Genomic DNA, 16,842 nt, shown 5'->3' with positions numbered 1-16,842 from the left:
TCCTTTCGATTCGGCGACATGGTAACGCGCCGCCACCGTCCTGGCACCCCGGAAGAGCCGCAGAAAAAGCCCCGACGACCAAAGTTCAAAGCCCGTCACTACGGGGCTTCTTAACATTGTCGACAGTTTCTTTTAGAATTGCGCCACCGATGACAGCGTTGTTTCACGTGCCGATGTCCCCCTGCCCGGCCATGCGCCGACTGGGTCGAGACCCCGGACACCACAACCAATGAGGGCCACCACGTGCTTGAAGCCTATCGCCAACATGTCGAGGAGCGTGCCCAGGACGGCATCCCGCCGAAGCCGCTGAATGCCGAGCAGACGGCTGCCCTGGTCGAGCTGCTGAAGACACCGCCGGCCGGCGAAGAGGAGTTCATCCTCGACCTGCTGACCAACCGCATTCCGCCCGGCGTCGACGAAGCCGCCTACGTCAAGGCCGCCTTCCTCACCGCCATCGCCAAGGGCGAGGCCGAGTCCCCACTGGTCGACAAGGTTCATGCGGTCAAGCTGTTGGGCACCATGCAGGGCGGCTACAACATCGTCTCACTGGTCGAGCTGCTCGACGACGAGAACCTGGCCACCGAGGTCGGCGAACAGCTCAAGCACACCTTGCTGATGTTCGATGCCTTCCACGACGTGGAAGAGCGCGCCAAGGCGGGTAACGAGGTTGCCAAGGACATCATCCGCTCCTGGGCCGAAGCCGAATGGTTCCTCTCCAAGCCAGCCCTGGAAGACAAGATCACCCTGACCGTGTTCAAGGTCCCCGGCGAAACCAACACCGATGACCTTTCGCCGGCACCGGACGCCTGGTCGCGTCCCGACATCCCGCTGCACGCCAATGCCATGCTCAAGAACGAGCGTGACGGCATCGAGCCGGTAGAGCCCGGCAGCATCGGCCCGCTCAAGCAGATCGAGGAAGTCCGCGCCAAGGGCTACCCGGTCGCTTACGTGGGCGACGTGGTCGGCACCGGCTCCTCGCGCAAGTCCGCCACCAACTCCGTGCTGTGGTTCTTTGGCGACGACATCCCCAATGTGCCGAACAAGCGCGCCGGCGGCTTCTGCTTCGGCGGCAAGATCGCCCCGATCTTCTTCAACACCATGGAAGACTCCGGCGCCCTGCCCGTCGAAATGGATGTCGAGAAGCTCGAGATGGGCGACGTCATCGACGTCTATCCCTATGAAGGCAAGGTCTGCCGGCACGACACCGACGAGGTGCTGACCACCTTCGAACTCAAGACCCAACTGCTGCTCGACGAGGTGCGCGCCGGTGGCCGTATCCCGCTGATCATCGGTCGCGGCCTGACCGCCAAGGCCCGCGAGTCCCTCGGGCTCGAGCCTTCCGATGTCTTCCGTCTGCCGGAGCAACCGGCTGCCAGCAACAGCGGCTACACCCTGGCCCAGAAGATGGTCGGCAAGGCCTGCGGCATGGACGGCGTTCGCCCCGGCATGTACTGCGAGCCGAAGATGACCACCGTGGGCTCCCAGGACACCACTGGCCCGATGACCCGCGACGAGCTCAAGGACCTGGCCTGCCTGGGCTTCCAGGCCGATCTGGTGATGCAGTCGTTCTGCCACACCAGCGCCTATCCCAAGCCGGTCGACGTGGAGACGCACCACACCCTGCCCGACTTCATCATGAACCGCGGCGGCGTTTCGCTGCGCCCGGGCGACGGCATCATCCACAGCTGGTTGAACCGCATGCTGCTGCCCGACACCGTGGGCACCGGCGGCGACTCCCACACCCGCTTCCCGATGGGCATCTCCTTTCCGGCCGGCTCCGGCCTGGTGGCCTTTGCCGCCGCCACCGGCGTGATGCCGCTGGACATGCCGGAATCGGTGCTGGTGCGCTTCAAGGGCGAGCGTCAGCCAGGCGTCACCCTGCGTGACCTGGTCCACTCCATTCCCTACTACGCCATCCAGAAGGGGCTGCTGACCGTCGAGAAGTCCGGCAAGAAGAACGCCTTCTCCGGTCGCATCCTGGAAATCGAGGGCCTTGAGGACCTCACCGTCGAGCAGGCCTTCGAACTCTCTGATGCCTCCGCCGAGCGTAGCGCCGCGGGCTGCACCATCACGCTCTCCGAGGACAGCGTCAGCGAGTACCTGAAGTCCAACATCACCCTGCTCAAGTGGATGATCGCCAACGGCTACGGCGACAAGCGCACCATCGAGCGCCGCATCCTGGCCATGGAAGAGTGGCTGGAAAACCCGAGCCTGATGCGCGCCGACAAGGACGCCGAGTACGCCGAGGTCATCGAGATCGATCTCAACCAACTCGATCAGCCGGTACTGTGCGCGCCCAACGACCCTGACGATGCTCGCCTGCTCTCTGACGTAGCCGGCCAGAAGATCGACGAGGTCTTCATCGGCTCGTGCATGACCAACATCGGCCACTTCCGCGCCGCCGGCAAATTGCTCGAGAAGCAGCCCGCTGGCAGCCTGAAGACCAAACTGTGGCTGGCACCGCCGACCAAGATGGACCAGCACCAGTTGACCGAGGAAGGCTATTACGGTATCTACGGCCGCGCCGGGGCGCGCATGGAAATGCCCGGCTGCTCGCTGTGCATGGGCAACCAGGCCCGTGTGGCGGCCAAGAGCACCGTGGTGTCCACCTCCACGCGCAACTTCCCCAACCGCCTGGGCGACGGCGCCGACGTCTTCCTGGCCTCCGCTGAACTGGCGGCGGTGGCAGCGGTGGAAGGTCGCCTGCCCAGCGTCGACGAGTACCGTCGCTACATGAGCGAGTTCGACGCCATGGCCGGGGAAATCTATCGTTACATGAATTTCCATGAGATCGAGGAGTTCCAGAACGCCGCCTCGAACGTGATCCCGGTGGCTCAAGAAGCTTAAGCCTGACCGGATCACCTCTTTCGACTCCGATGCTCGCAACATCGAAGGCCCGCCGCCACGGCGGCGCGGCCGGAGCCGATGACCGAAGCGCCCCACGGGGCGCTTTTTTACGCCTTAGCGAAAATACCGGCGCACAGCGGCCGCAACGCACCGCCACCCGAACGCCACTCCACCAAGGGGGCATTTTTCTCGTCGTCGGCTATGGCATCATCGAGACTCCACTCACCCTGCGGAGGCTGCCCACCATGACGACCATCTCCACGCCAGACATTTGCGATGACTACCCGGATGTCGAGATCCTCGAGCCATTGCTGGTCAATTTCGGCGGCCTGGAGGCCTTCCATGGCCCCGTGCGCACCGTGAAGTGCTTCGAGGACAATTCCCTGGTCAAGCAGGCCGTGGATGAACCCGGCGACGGCGCCGTGCTGGTGGTCGATGCCGGTGGTTCGACACGCTGCGCGATGCTCGGCGACATGCTGGCCGAAAAGGCCGCAGGCAACGGCTGGGCCGGCGTGATCATGTACGGTTGCGTACGTGACGTCGACGAGCTGGCCGAGACCGAACTGGGTATCCAGGCCCTGGCCGCCCATCCCCGCAGGAGCGAGAAGCGCGGTGAGGGGCAACGGGACATTCCGGTCACCTTCGGCGGCGTCACCATCTCGCCCGGACAATGGCTCTACGCCGACAACAATGGCGTGTTGATCGCCGAACGGCAGTTGCCGCTCGGTTGAACGTCCCAAGTTGCTATATTGATTCGCGAGGTGGCAGGCTAACGAACATGAGCCTTCTTCGATATTCGCCATGCGCTCCTTGATGCCGCTCAGCAGCGATGTACTGCGTACGCTGCGCGATCACCTGCGTCCGCTCATCGCTTACCACCTCTTTTTCACCCTGCTCGCGTCCAGCCTGCTGCTGCCGGCGGCCGGTTGGACGCTGGCCTGGATGATCGGCCATCTCGGCCGCCCCCTGATCTCCAACACCGGCCTGCTGGCGGCGCTGTTCGCGCCCGAAGGCCTGGCCTGGCTGCTGGCTGCGATCGGCCTGACCTTCCTGGTGCTCTACCTGCAGCAGGCCGGCATGACCCTGGTGGCCGTTCGTCCCCGGACCAACCATTACCAACAGGCCTTCGAGACACTGTTGGCCTGCTTCAGGCGTCTGCCCAGCCTGGCAAGCCTCGTCGTGCTGCAGGTCGGCGCGCACCTGTTGCTCATCCTGCCGGTCGTCCTGGCCCTGGCGGGCCTGTACGGGCACTTCATCGGCGGCCTGGATCCCTACTATGTGCTGCAGGCCAAACCGCCCATGCTGTGGTGGCTGCTGGCCAGCTCTCTGCCCATCGTGCTGGTCTGGATGGTCATCGCCGCCACGCTCTATGCCCGCTGGCACCTGGCGCTGCCGATCCTGGTGCTCGAGAACATCGCTCCGCATCGCGCCCTGGGGCGCAGCGCCCGACTGACCCGGGGCCAGAGCCGGCATATCGTCGGTGCCATCCTGCTGTTGTTGCTGGCAATCCTGGTGTCGCCCTTCATCGCCACGGCACTCTTCGATGCCCTCTTCACCCCGTTGCTCGGCCATCTGCCGGAACGCCAGGCCATCCTGCTGCCGGCCATGCTTGGCTATGTCGGCGCCTACGTGCTGATCACCCTGGCCATCACCTTTTTCGGCATCGCGCTCAATGCGCTGCTGGCCACTTGCCTCTATCTGCGGCTGGCCCACCAGGAGTCGCGCCCGGCATCCCGCGCCGACACCAGCCACCCGGGGCGCCTGGCCTGGGCGGTCGAGATCGCTGTGGTGGCCTTCGCCCTTAGCCAGGCCTGGCTGATCCTCAATCGCTTCGAGATCCACGAGGACGTCGAGATCGTCGCCCACCGCGGAAGCTCAGCCAAGGCACCGGAAAACACCATCCCGGCCATCGACCGGGCCATGGCCGACGGCGCCGATACGATCGAGATCGACGTGCGGCTGACCCGGGACGGCAAGGTGGTGGTGCACCATGATGCAAGCCTGTCACGGCTTGCCGGCGACGACCGCCTGATCGATGAACTCGACAGCAGCATGCTCGCGACGGTCGATGTGGGAAGCTGGTTCGGCGACCCCTTCGTGGACACACGCATTGCCGGGCTCGACGAAGTGCTGGAGCGTGTCCGAGGTCGCGCTCGCCTGATGATCGAACTCAAACCCGCCGCTCGCCGAGGATCGGAGCTGGTAGGCGCCGTGGGGCAGGTGCTGGAGGAGGAACGGCAAGCGAGACGGTCATGCCGCCGCCAGGCAGAAGACCCGGCAAGCTGCGGCCCCGCCAATCCCTGGCACTCGGCCAGCATCGCCGCCCTGTCATACCCTTTGCTTGGCGAGGTCGAACGCCGCCTGCCCGACGCTCACACGACGCTGCTGGCACAACTGGTCATGCGCGGCACCCTGCCGCGCCGAGGCTTCGATACGCTGGCCCTGCGCCACAACCGTATCACCTTCGAAGAAGTGCAACGTGCACGCCACCATGGCTATCGACTGCTGGCCTGGACCGTCAACGACCCGGCCCGCATGTCGCGCCTGATCGATCTGGGGGTGGACGGCATCATCACCGACCGGCCGGATCTCCTGGCCAGCCTGCTCGAGGAACGCGACAAGCTGAGCGACGGCGCCCTGATGCTGGTCAAGCTGCGCAATTGGCTGCACAACTGACATGCAGTTCCCGTCAAAACCCAATGGGTGGGCGCCGGGGATAAGGCGCCCGGAGCACAGAAAGCGAGACATGACATGTCGTTAGGCGAGCTTTCGCACAGGTAGCGATTTGCGCGCGTAGGCAACTAAGCAGTATTTCCCTACCGGCAGCGCCAACTCGCCACCAATCCCACGACCGCCACGCCGATCAGGCCGATCGCCCCCCAGCCCAGTGCCTCGACGAGCCGATGATAGGCAGCAGGCGCCGTGTGAGGACGCGCTCCCATGCCATACTCGGCCAGCCGGGTGCCGCCATACAGCAGCCCCGCCACCAGTGCCAGCGGCCACGTCGAGGCGAGCGGCGCCAGGCCCCGGGTCAACCGCCAGGGGCCGCGCGGCGTTGCCTGACGCGCTGTCGAGCGCCGAGACGTTGTCGCACGCGCTGACGTCTCGTCCTTCTTCATTGATCGAGTCTCGGCTCGAGACTTGGCAGGACGCTTGGCGCGCGCGGTCTTGCGGCCCTTGCCGGATGCACCGACTCGCCTGCCCAGCCAGCGCAATACCCGCCACAGGGACCAGCCGACCAACAGACAGAGTGACAGGGCCAGTCCCCCCATCACCAGAAAATACGCCATCGGGCGAATCCTTCGTTACGATTGACGGGCAATGGTGCCAAAAAGCCGCGCCGATGTGGATATCGACATGGTGAACGCCGAAATGCATGACACCCGGACCAGGCCGGGTGTCATGAGCGTGCGGAGTTGCTGTTTCCGACAGTGCTTGCTTAACCGAGCGTCTCGCCGGCCAGCATGAACCAGGTCTCCAGCACCGCGTCGGGGTTCAGCGAGACGGAATCGATACCCTGCTCCATCAGCCACTTGGCGAGATCCGGGTGATCCGATGGCCCCTGCCCGCAGATACCCACGTACTTGCCCTGAGCTTTGCAGGCCGCGATGGCCATGGCCAGCAGCTTCTTCACCGCCGGATTACGCTCCTCGAAGAGATGCGCCACGATGCCGGAATCGCGGTCCAAGCCCAGAGTCAGTTGGGTCAGGTCGTTGGAGCCGATTGAGAAGCCATCGAAGTACTCGAGGAACTCCTCGGCCAGCAGGGCATTGGCCGGCAGCTCGCACATCATGATGACCTTGAGACCATCCTTGCCCCGTTCCAGCCCGTTGGCGGCCAACAGATCCACCACGCCCCGGGCCTCCTCGGTGGTCCGCACGAAGGGCACCATGATCTCGATGTTGTCGAGGCCCATCTCGTCGCGCACCCGCTTCAGCGCCCGGCACTCCAGCTCGAAGCAGGGACGGAAGGCATCCGAAAGATAACGGGAAGCACCACGGAAGCCGAGCATCGGGTTTTCTTCGCCGGGCTCATAATGCTTGCCGCCGATCAGGTTCTCATACTCGTTGGACTTGAAGTCCGACAACCGCACGATGACCCGTTCCGGGTAGAAGGACGCCGCCAGGGTAGAGATCCCTTCGACGAGCTTGTCGACATAGAAGCTCACCGGATCGTCATAGCCCGCGGTACGCAGATCGATGGTCTGCTGCAGGTCGGTGGGCAGGGTATCGTACTCGAGCAACGCCTTGGGGTGCACTCCGATCATGCGGTTGATGATGAATTCCAGACGGGCCAGGCCAACCCCGGCGTTGGGCAAGCTGGAGAAGCCGAAGGCGCGGTCGGGATTGCCCACGTTCATCATGATCTTGAACGGAATCTCGGGCATGGCATCGACGCTGGTCACGCTGCGATCGAATTCCAGCAGGCCATCGTAGACATGCCCGGTGTCGCCCTCGGCACAGGAGACGGTAACCTCCCTCCCGTCGGCCAGCGCCTCGGTGGCGTCACCGCAGCCCACCACGGCGGGAATGCCCAATTCGCGGGCAATGATCGCCGCGTGGCAGGTACGCCCGCCCCGGTTGGTGACGATAGCCGAGGCCCGCTTCATGATCGGCTCCCAGTCGGGATCGGTCATGTCGGTGACCAAAACGTCACCGGCGAGGACCTTATCCATGTCGTCCGGGGAGGCAACGACCTTGACCGCACCACGCCCGATGCGCTGGCCGATGGCTCGCCCGGTCACCAGGGTGCGGCCCTTCTCCTTGAGCTGGAAGCGCTCGAGCTTGCCGCCTTCCTGCTGGGACACCACGGTCTCCGGACGCGCCTGCACGATGTAAAGCGCCCCGTCGTCGCCGTCCAGCGCCCACTCGATATCCATCGGGCGGCCGTAGTGGCGTTCGATGATCACCGCCTGGCGGGCCAGTGCCATGACGTCTTCGTCACCGATGCAGAAACGTCCCCGGTCGGCCAGCGGCACGTCGACGGTCTCTACCGACTTGCCGGCACTGGCATCACCGGTGTAGATCATCTTGATCAGCTTGGAGCCGAGGTTACGGCGCAGCACCGCGGGACGACCGGCCTCCAGCGTCGGCTTGTGGACGTAGAATTCGTCAGGGTTGACCGCGCCCTGCACCACCGTCTCGCCGAGCCCCCAGGACGCGGTGACGAAGACCGCATCGCGATAACCGGACTCGGTATCCAGGGTGAACATCACGCCCGAGGCGCCGGTCTCGGAGCGCACCATCTTCTGGATGCCAGCGGACAGCGCCACGTTCTCATGGGGATAGCCACGGTGCACCCGATAGGAGATGGCCCGGTCGTTGAACAGCGAGGCGAACACCTCGTGAACCGCCCGCTTGATGTTGTCGAAGCCTTCGATGTTGAGGAAGGTTTCCTGCTGACCGGCGAAGGAGGCATCGGGCAGGTCCTCGGCGGTGGCCGAGCTGCGCACCGCTACCTTCAGGTTGGGATGCCGAGCCTGCAACTGCTCGTAGCTGTCGCGCAGCGCCTGCTCGAAGGCCGGGGGCAGCGGCGTGTCGATGACCCACTGGCGAATCTCCGCACCCGCCTCGGCCAGTGCCGTGACATCATCGACATCCAGCACCGACAGACGCTGGTTGATGCGCTCGTTGAGACCCTCGTGGGACAGGAATTCGCGGTAAGCATGGGACGTGGTGGCAAACCCGCCAGGCACCGTGACGCCAGCCCCTGCCAGATTGGAGATCATCTCACCGAGAGAGGCGTTCTTGCCCCCCACCCGCTCGACATCGTCCATGCCCAATTGATCGAACCACAGAATGTAATCGTCCACGCAACCCCCTTGGATGTCGACGCCTGATAGCCCATGACACGCCGTCATGAATGGATGCTGGCGACTCTACCAGCGGCCTTCCATATTCGCCATTGGTCTAACATCGAAGTCACTGGAGGTTTTTTACAACATTCTGCGGATTCGTGATGTTTATGTAGTGAAGGACACCGATGAAGGCTTGCCCAGTGTGATGCAATACGTCACAATTCAGGCATGATCATCAGCTTTCGGCACAAGGGTCTACGCGCCTTCTTCGAGACAGGCACGACCAAGGGAGTCCGCGCCGACCATGCCAAGCGCCTGGGGCGCATTCTGGCGCTGCTCGACCATGCCGAAGGCCCTGAAGCGGTGAATCTGCCAGGCTGGCGGCTGCATGCGTTGAAAGGCGAACAGACCGGATTCTGGTCGATTACCGTAAGCGGCAACTGGCGGGTGATCTTCCGTTTCACGGGGCCAGACGTCGAACTGGTCGATTATCTGGACTATCACTAGGAGGTGGCTCATGACTCGCATGCACAACCCCCCGCACCCCGGTGAGACATTGCGCGAAGACGTCTTGCCGGCGCTGGACATCAGCGTGACGGAAATGGCACGTCGCCTGGGGCTGGCCCGGGAAACGCTGTCGCGGATTCTGCACGGGCACGCACCGATCAGCCCCGACCTGGCCGTTCGCCTGGAGCGGGCAGGTATCGGCCAGGCACGCACCTGGCTGGCGGCGCAAGGCGATTACGACCTGTGGCAGGCCGAACACCGCTCCCAACCGCCCATCGAGCGTTTCACCAAGCTGGCTTGAAGTGAAGATGAGATAGAGAAGCTTGCGCGCCGCCCCGACAATACGCCGACCAACCAACAGACTCGAGAGCCCCATGACACGTACCGCCTTCTTCATCTCCGACGGCACCGGCATCACCGCCGAGAGCCTCGGTCGCAGCCTGCTCGCGCAATTCGAGAACGTCGAGATCCGCATGATCACCAAGCCCTACATCGACAGCGTGGAGAAGGCGCACCAGTTGGCCGCGATCATCGAGTCCACGGCCGTCAAGGACGGCGAACAACCGATCATCATCGACACCATCGTCGATAGCGAGATCCGCAGCGTGATCCGGGAAGCCCCCGGCTTCAAGGTCGACATCTTCTCCACCTTCCTCGAGCCGCTGGAACAGGAGCTGGCGACCCACTCGTCCTACAGCGTGGGCCGCACCCACGCCATCGGCAGCGACGACGTCTACATGGACCGCATCCAGTCGGTGCACTTCGCCCTGGACAACGATGACGGCGCCCGTACTCACCAGTACGACCAGGCCGACATCATCCTGGTTGGCGTTTCGCGCTGCGGCAAGACGCCCTCATCACTCTACCTGGCCCTGCAGTTCGGCATTCGCGCCGCCAACTACCCGCTCACCGAGGATGACCTCGACGAGACCGGCAAGCTCAAGCTTCCTCCAGTGCTCGAACCGCATCGCCACAAGCTGTTCGGCCTGACCATCGACCCGCGCCGCCTGGCGGCGATCCGCCACGAACGCCGCCCCAACAGCCGTTACAGCTCGATGGATCAATGCGTGCAGGAAGTGACCCAGGCCGAGGCGCTCTACCGCCGCATGCACATTCCCTTCATCGACACCACGCGCTTCTCGGTGGAAGAGATCTCCACCCGCATGATCGCCGAGACGGGCATCAATCGACGCTTCTCGCCCCGTTAGGCTCGAGACACGAGCGGCTGGCAGCAAAATGGCAGGCCCGAGCCCCTTGGCCTCACGACTCGAAGGCAAGGGGTTCGCACCTCGCATCTCGTAGCTCGCATCTCGCATCTCGCATCTCGTCGCTCGTCGCTCGTCGCTCGTCGCTCACATAAATAATAGGAAATCGCATTCGCATCCATTGGCGAGATTGGTTATCGTTCCACTATATTGTGATCACTGGACGGTGGTCATCGAACCTGCCCCTCCCCTGATCTCCCGAACGCTCACGCGCTGAATTCGAACAAGGATGCCGACATGCCAACCTGCTTTGCGCCACGCCCCCTGCCCTGCATCATCGTTCTGGCCACTCTCTTCCCGGTCACCGCCATGGCCACCGACGGCAAGACCACCGCCGAGCAGGTCGTCGGCCACTACGCCGACCTGGCACACGCCAACTACCAGGATGCCCTGGTTGCCGCCCGCACCCTCGACGAACGCATCGACGCCCTGCTCGCCGACCCGAACAACGAGACCCTGGCGGCGGCCCGCCAGGCCTGGGTCGAGGCGCGCGTTCCCTATCAACAGAGCGAGGTCTTTCGCTTCGGCAATGCGGTGGTCGACGACTGGGAGGGGCAACTCAATGCCTGGCCGCTGGACGAAGGAATGATCGACTACGTCGCCAGCGACGACTATCAACATGAGCTGGGCAATGCCGGCGCCACCGCCAACATCATCGCCAACCAGAGCATCCAGGTCGGCGGCGAGACCGTCGACGTCAGCGAACTGACGCCCGATCTGCTGGCTGACCTCAACGAGATCGGTGGCTCAGAAGCCAATGTCGCCTCCGGCTATCACGCCATCGAATTTCTGCTCTGGGGTCAGGACCGGCACGGCTTCGAGGCCGGTAACGGCGAACGCCCCGCCAGCGATTACATGAGCGGCGAGGCCTGCACGCATGGCCATTGCGACCGCCGCGGCGCCTACCTCGACGCCGCCTCCGACCTGCTGGTCAGCGATCTCGAATGGATGGTCGCCCAATGGGCACCGGACTCAGACGACAATTACCGCCAGGCCTTGCTGGCCGAATCTCCCGAGGAAGGCCTGCGCCGCATGCTGTTCGGCATGGGCTCGCTGTCGCTGGGCGAGCTGGCCGGCGAACGCATGAAAGTCGCCCTGGAAGCCAACTCCGTCGAGGACGAGCACGACTGTTTCAGCGACAACACCCACAACTCCCATTACTACAACGGCCAGGGCATCCAGAACGTCTACACCGGTCGCTACCAGCGCCTCGACGGCTCGACCCTGGAAGGCCCTTCACTGTCCGACCTGGTCGCCACCAGGGACAGCGCCCTCGACGACACTCTGAAGGCCCAACTCGCCAGCAGCATGGACGAGCTCGAAGCCCTCAAACAGGCCGCCGAAGCCGAACAGGACCCCATGGCCTTCGACATGATGATCGCCCCCGGGAACGAACAGGGCACAGAGCTGGTCAACAACGCTATCCTGGCGTTGGTCACCCAGACCGGTTCCATCGAGAAGGCGGCAGACGAACTCGGCGTGAACTCGCTGCAGTCGGACGATGCCGGACACACTTTCTGACAGGCCTTCCGAGTCGCATCGTGCCCGAAGACCACCAACATCGTGTGTCTCACCCGGCCGCCGCCAGTCCCGCTGGCGACGGCCAGCGCCGTGACCGCAAGGCCCGAAGATGACACCTTTGCCCTCCCTCGCGCGCTCACTGCTCGCCTTGCTGATCCTGGCCGGCCCCGGCCTGGCCAGCGCCGCTCCGCCGCCGATCCAGGAAACGCCCATGACCGGCGGCGACGGCACGGTTCAGCAATTCGATCACAACGCCTATTCGCTGCCGCTCGACAACATGGCCATGACCCAGCGTCTCGATTTCAGCGTCGGCAACAGCTTCTTCCGCAACCCCTGGGTGGAGGCGCCGTCCAGCACCGAAGCACGGGACGGTCTGGGCCCCCTGATCAACACCAACAGTTGTCAGGGATGCCACATCAAGGATGGCCGTGGACATCCACCAAGCGGCGACGAACGCGCCGTGTCGCTCTTCCTGCGTCTCTCGTTGCCCGACGAAGGAGCCGATGACGGCACCCTGACACGCCTGGGCGTACGCCCCGTCCCCGGCTATGGCCGTCAATTGCAGACCGCCGCCATTTCCGGCGCCGAGCCCGAGGGCGAGATGCAGTTGCGCTACACCGAGCACGACGTTCACCTCGACGACGGCGAAATCGTCACCCTGCGCGAACCGCATTACGCCATTGGCGCTCCCGCCTACGGCCCGCTGCCGGAAGACCTGCAGATATCGCCTCGCGTGGCGCCGCCGATGATCGGCCTGGGCCTTCTCGAGGCCCTGCCCGCCGAAGCCCTCGAAGCCGCCGCCGATCCCGAGGATGCCGATAACGATGGCATCTCGGGGCGGGTCAACCGGGTCTGGGATAGGCAACGCGGCAAAACCGTCATCGGGCGCTTCGGCTGGAAGGCGGGCGAACCGAGCATCGAGCAACAGAGCCTGGAAGCCTTCGCCGGCGACATGGGGCTGACCTCGAATCTGGTCCCCGGCACCGACTGCACGCCGAGCCAGGCGTGTGACCGCTATCCCGACGGCGGCGCGCCCGAGGTCAGCGACAAGATCGCGGGCTTCGTGACCTTCTATGCCGGCAGCCTGGCCGTTCCGGCCCGCCGCGACATGGACGACCCTCGGGTCCGGGCCGGCGCCGAGACCTTCAACGAGATCGGCTGCGCCGCTTGTCATACACCACGCCAGCAGACGCCGCAGGATACCGAACGCGCCGCCCTGGCCGGCCAGACGATCTGGCCCTACAGCGACCTGTTGCTGCACGACATGGGCGAGGCACTAGCCGACGGCCGCCCCGAGTTCGCGGCCAACGGCCAGGAATGGCGCACCTCCCCGCTGTGGGGCATCGGCCTGACCCAGGCCGTGAACCCGCGTGCGGGCTTTCTCCATGACGGCCGCGCTCGCACCCTGGAAGAGGCCATTCTCTGGCATCGCGGCGAGTCCGACACCAGCGCCGCCGCCTACCGCGCCCTGCCGGCCGAGCGTCGCCACGAACTGATCCGCTTTCTTGAATCCTTGTAGAGGTGACCGACGTGTTCAAACGACTGGGGCGAATCGGCCTTGCCGCCCTCACCCTGGCTACCGCCCCGCTGATGGCCAATGAGGACACTGCCCAGGCCCGGGAACGCTGGTACCAGGCCATCGATCAACGCTACGGCGTGCTGAGCGATGCCAGCGAGCGCCTGGAAGCCAGCGCGATCCGCTTCTGCCAGCAGCCCGACACACCGCATCGCAAACGCCTGAATCAGGACTGGATGGATGCCTACCAGGCCTGGCAAGCCGTGCGCTTCGTCGACTTCGGGCCCATCGAGCAGCAGAGCCGTGCCTGGCAGCTCCAGTTCTGGCCCGACCGCAAGAACCTGGTCGGTCGCAAGATGCAGGCCTGGCTCGCGGCCGACCAGCCCCCCACCGCCGAACAGATCGCCGGCGACAGTGTCGCCACCCAGGGGTTTCCGGCCCTCGAATACCTGCTCTTCGATGAGCACATGAAGGCCAATACCCTGTCGCAGCCCGTCGCCTGTGGCCTGATGAAGGCCATCGCCAATCACCTGGCGGATGGTACCAGCGCCCTGCGCAGCGACTGGCAACGCTTCGCGGAACACTATCGCACCACCCGGAGTTACACCGATGCCACCCTGCATGGCGCCCTGCGTGCCCTGGAAACCCTGGAAGACAAGCGCCTGGGCGATCCCATGGGGCTGACCGGCGGCGCTGCCAACGGCTACCTGGCCGAGGCCTGGCGCAGCGGCCGTTCGATTCGCCTGATCGAGGGCACCCTGCACGGGCTCGAAGACACCTTCCTGCCGGGGCTCAAGACGCTGCTCTCAAGCCGCGGTCAGGCCGAGCTGGCCGACGACTTCCGGGAATTGCTGGACCGCACGCGCCATCGCGCCGCCGAGATGTCACCCGGCCTCGCCCCAATCCTCGATGATTCCGCCGCCTTCAGCGACCTGCAGGGCCTCTACGTCCAGGTTGGCCAGTTGCGCCGCCAGCTCGAAGAGATCGGCGGAACCCTGGGACTGGTACGAGGCTTCAACGCCAGCGATGGAGACTGAGGCCGTGCACAGGCGGGATCTTCTCAAGACGGGACTCGTCGGCTTCGGGGCGCTGGGGCTGCCCAGCCTTGGCTGGGCCCTGCCGGGCCGCCAGCAGGCACACTGGTTGTTCAGTGCCGTGGACGATGCCGAGGGACGTCACTGCATTCAGGCCATCTCGCCCGAGGATGGCCGCTCCTTTCGCATCGCGGTCTCGGAGCGCTGCCATGGCGGCTGTCTGCGCCCCGACAGCGCCCAGGCGGTACTCTTCGCCCGGCGTCCGGGCCGTTCGCTGCATGTCATCGACGGCGATGCCCGAGACGAGGTCGCCCGAGTCGATGCCGGGCCCGGCCACCATTTCTACGGTCATGGCATCTTCGAGCCGAACGGACGCTACCTCTACGTCACCGCCAACCGCATCGAGGACGCCACCGGCCTGGTGCGCGTCTACGACGCCGAACGAGACTATGCGCATCACCATGACCTGCCCCTGGATGGCATCGGGCCCCACGAACTGCGCCTGATGCCGGATGGCCGAACCCTGGCGATCGGCCTCGGCGGCATCCGTACGCATCCCGACTACGGACGCGCCAAGCTCAACCTCGACGACATGGCCTCCGCGCTCGTGCTGATGGACCGCGAGAGCGGCAAGATATCGGCCCGCCACGCCCCCAGCCACCACCAGCTCAGTTGCCGGCATCTCGATGTGGGCGCCGACGGCACCGTGATCGCCGGCTACCAGTATCAAGGGCCGGAGTGGGAACGACGCCCCCTGATCGCCCGGCTCTCCCCACAGGGCGAGTTTTCCGAGATCGCCTTGCCCGGCCCACTCACCGACGAGCTGCGCCAGTACACGGCCAGCATTGCTATCGCCCGGAGCACGCCCCGTGCGCTGATCACCGCCCCGCGCGGCCACCGTGTGCTATTGATCGACAGCCGGGATGGCCGGCTGCTGGCCAGCCATCATCTGCCCGACGCGGCCGGCGCCCGCTGTGACGGACGGGGCGGTTTTCTGGTCTCCTCCGGCCGCGGCGGCCTCTACCGGGTCGGCGGCGACGGCAGCGCACCACAACAACTCGAGTCGCTGGCCATCCGCTGGGACAACCACCTGACCTGATAGACGCCCAGCGCCCTTGCGCCGGACCGGCATCACCGCACGATACCGCGCCGCCTCAGTTCGTCGATCTCCTCGACGGAAAGCCCCATCTCGGCCAGCACGGCATCGCTATCCTGGCCGAGTGCCGGCGGCGGCGTGTCGCTGGTGGCGCTTCTGCCATCGAAGCGCAACGGGTTGGCCACCTGGGGCAGGCTCTGGCCTTCTCGCGAGAGCTCGCGGTATAGGCCACGGTGGCGAACCTGCGGATCGGCAAAGGCCTCGCTAAGCGTATTGATGGGACCGGCCGGAATGCCTTGCGCCTCCAGGTCGGCGAGCCAGGCATCGCGCCCTCGCGTCAGGAAGACCGAGGCGATCTTCGGCACCAGCGCATCGCGATGCGCCACCCGGGCGGCGTTGGTGGCAAAGGCCGTATCCTCGGCCCATTCCGGGTGACCCAGCAGCCCCGCCAGCCGGGAGAACTGGGCGTCGTTGCCCACGGTCAGGACCAGATAGCCATCGGCACAGGCGAAGGCCTGGTAAGGCACGATATTGGGATGGGCATTGCCGTGGCGTGCGGGGTTTTCCCCCGTCACCAGGGCATTCAAGGCCTGGTTGGCCAACGTCGCCACCTGAACGTCGAGCAGCGCCACGTCGATGTGTCGCCCGACACCGGTCGAGCGACGTTCGTGAAGCGCCGCCAGAATCCCGATGGTGGCATAGAGGCCGGTCATCACATCGGTGATGGCCACGCCCGTTTTCATCGGCATGCCATCGGGCTCGCCGGTCAGGCTCATCAGCCCACCCATGGCCTGGATCATGAAATCGTAGCCGGCCCGTCCGGCGTAGGGGCCGTCCTGCCCGAACCCGGTGATCGAGCAGGCGATCAGGCGTGGATTGCGCTCGCGCAGGCTTGCCGGGTCCAGCCCGTACTTGGCGAGACCACCGACCTTGAAGTTCTCGAGCAGCACATCGGCGCCGGCGGCCAGTTCCCGAACCAGCGCTTGGCCTCCCTCGGTGGCGATATCCACGGCCAGCGAGCGCTTGCCGCGATTGGCACACAGGTAATAGGCGGCCAGCCGCTCGGCATCCGCTTCGCCTTCCCACCAGGGCGGCCCCCAGCCACGGGTATCATCGCCGCGTTCGGGATGCTCGATCTTGATGACCCGGGCGCCCATGTCGGCGAGCAACTGACCGGCCCAGGGGCCGGCCAGCACCCGCGACATGTCCAGCACCACAACGCCTTCCAGCGGTCCGCTCATGTTGGTTCCTTGCAGAAT

Annotated in this window: 13 protein-coding genes; 10 read left to right on the top strand and 3 right to left on the bottom strand. The window is 65.1% G+C overall.

The genetic code is table 11. The features are described 5' to 3' along the window. The first annotated feature begins 243 nt into the window (after nt 1-243). The 3 genes from acnB (at nt 244) to FZZ93_RS04440 (ending at nt 5,523) form a co-directional block, all read left to right on the top strand. Nucleotides 244-2,847 (top strand): bifunctional aconitate hydratase 2/2-methylisocitrate dehydratase, encoded by a 2,604-nt coding sequence (gene acnB, locus FZZ93_RS04450; RefSeq protein WP_149321128.1) that lies wholly within the window; start codon nt 244-246, stop codon nt 2,845-2,847. 245 nt (nt 2,848-3,092) lie between these two features. Then, complete coding sequence (gene rraA / locus FZZ93_RS04445) at nt 3,093-3,578, top strand: ribonuclease E activity regulator RraA (protein WP_149321127.1); 486 nt, start codon at nt 3,093-3,095, stop codon at nt 3,576-3,578. 70 nt (nt 3,579-3,648) lie between these two features. Then, nucleotides 3,649-5,523, top strand: coding sequence for a glycerophosphodiester phosphodiesterase family protein (locus FZZ93_RS04440; protein WP_149321126.1), 1,875 nt, complete (start codon nt 3,649-3,651; stop codon nt 5,521-5,523). Between the two features lie 140 nt (nt 5,524-5,663). Here FZZ93_RS04440 and FZZ93_RS04435 read toward each other — a convergent pair whose 3' ends face one another. Beyond that, complete coding sequence (locus FZZ93_RS04435; protein ID WP_149321125.1) at nt 5,664-6,137, bottom strand: hypothetical protein; 474 nt, start codon at nt 6,135-6,137, stop codon at nt 5,664-5,666. A 149-nt stretch (nt 6,138-6,286) separates the two neighbouring features. Continuing rightward, the gene (gene ppsA, locus FZZ93_RS04430) at nt 6,287-8,659 is read right to left on the bottom strand and encodes a phosphoenolpyruvate synthase (RefSeq protein WP_149321124.1); all 2,373 of its coding nucleotides are present in this window, start codon (nt 8,657-8,659) and stop codon (nt 6,287-6,289) included. A gap of 213 nt (nt 8,660-8,872) precedes the next feature. Here ppsA and FZZ93_RS04425 point away from each other — a divergent pair, with 213 nt between their 5' ends. The 7 genes from FZZ93_RS04425 to FZZ93_RS04395 all read left to right on the top strand — a co-directional run bounded on the left by FZZ93_RS04425 (nt 8,873) and on the right by FZZ93_RS04395 (nt 15,586). Then, on the top strand, nt 8,873-9,151 hold the full coding sequence (locus FZZ93_RS04425) for a type II toxin-antitoxin system RelE/ParE family toxin (RefSeq protein WP_149321123.1): 279 nt from the start codon (nt 8,873-8,875) through the stop codon (nt 9,149-9,151). Between the two features lie 10 nt (nt 9,152-9,161). Continuing rightward, nucleotides 9,162-9,452: a HigA family addiction module antitoxin gene (locus FZZ93_RS04420; protein WP_187774461.1), complete on the top strand. Its 291-nt coding sequence runs from the start codon at nt 9,162-9,164 to the stop codon at nt 9,450-9,452. A 73-nt stretch (nt 9,453-9,525) separates the two neighbouring features. Next, nucleotides 9,526-10,359, top strand: a complete 834-nt coding sequence (gene ppsR / locus FZZ93_RS04415) for a posphoenolpyruvate synthetase regulatory kinase/phosphorylase PpsR (RefSeq protein ID WP_149321122.1) — start codon at nt 9,526-9,528, stop codon at nt 10,357-10,359. A 294-nt stretch (nt 10,360-10,653) separates the two neighbouring features. Continuing rightward, on the top strand, nt 10,654-11,937 hold the full coding sequence (locus FZZ93_RS04410; protein WP_149321121.1) for an imelysin family protein: 1,284 nt from the start codon (nt 10,654-10,656) through the stop codon (nt 11,935-11,937). Nucleotides 11,938-12,046: 109 nt separating this feature from the next. After that, complete coding sequence (locus FZZ93_RS04405; RefSeq protein ID WP_149321120.1) at nt 12,047-13,456, top strand: di-heme oxidoreductase family protein; 1,410 nt, start codon at nt 12,047-12,049, stop codon at nt 13,454-13,456. A gap of 11 nt (nt 13,457-13,467) precedes the next feature. Continuing rightward, nucleotides 13,468-14,490 (top strand): imelysin family protein, encoded by a 1,023-nt coding sequence (locus tag FZZ93_RS04400; RefSeq protein ID WP_149321119.1) that lies wholly within the window; start codon nt 13,468-13,470, stop codon nt 14,488-14,490. Between the two features lie 4 nt (nt 14,491-14,494). After that, entirely contained in the window at nt 14,495-15,586 is a 1,092-nt protein-coding gene (locus tag FZZ93_RS04395; RefSeq protein WP_149321118.1) for a DUF1513 domain-containing protein, read from the top strand. 32 nt (nt 15,587-15,618) lie between these two features. On the opposite strand, the gene FZZ93_RS04390 is transcribed toward FZZ93_RS04395, so the two are convergent. Then, nucleotides 15,619-16,824, bottom strand: coding sequence for a CaiB/BaiF CoA transferase family protein (locus FZZ93_RS04390; protein ID WP_149321117.1), 1,206 nt, complete (start codon nt 16,822-16,824; stop codon nt 15,619-15,621). Nucleotides 16,825-16,842: the final 18 nt, after the last annotated feature.

Origin of the sequence: Halomonas eurihalina (assembly GCF_008274785.1) — a bacterium.
Classification (GTDB): Bacteria; Pseudomonadota; Gammaproteobacteria; order Pseudomonadales; family Halomonadaceae; genus Halomonas; species Halomonas eurihalina.
This window is presented reverse-complemented; position numbering and strand designations above follow the sequence as displayed.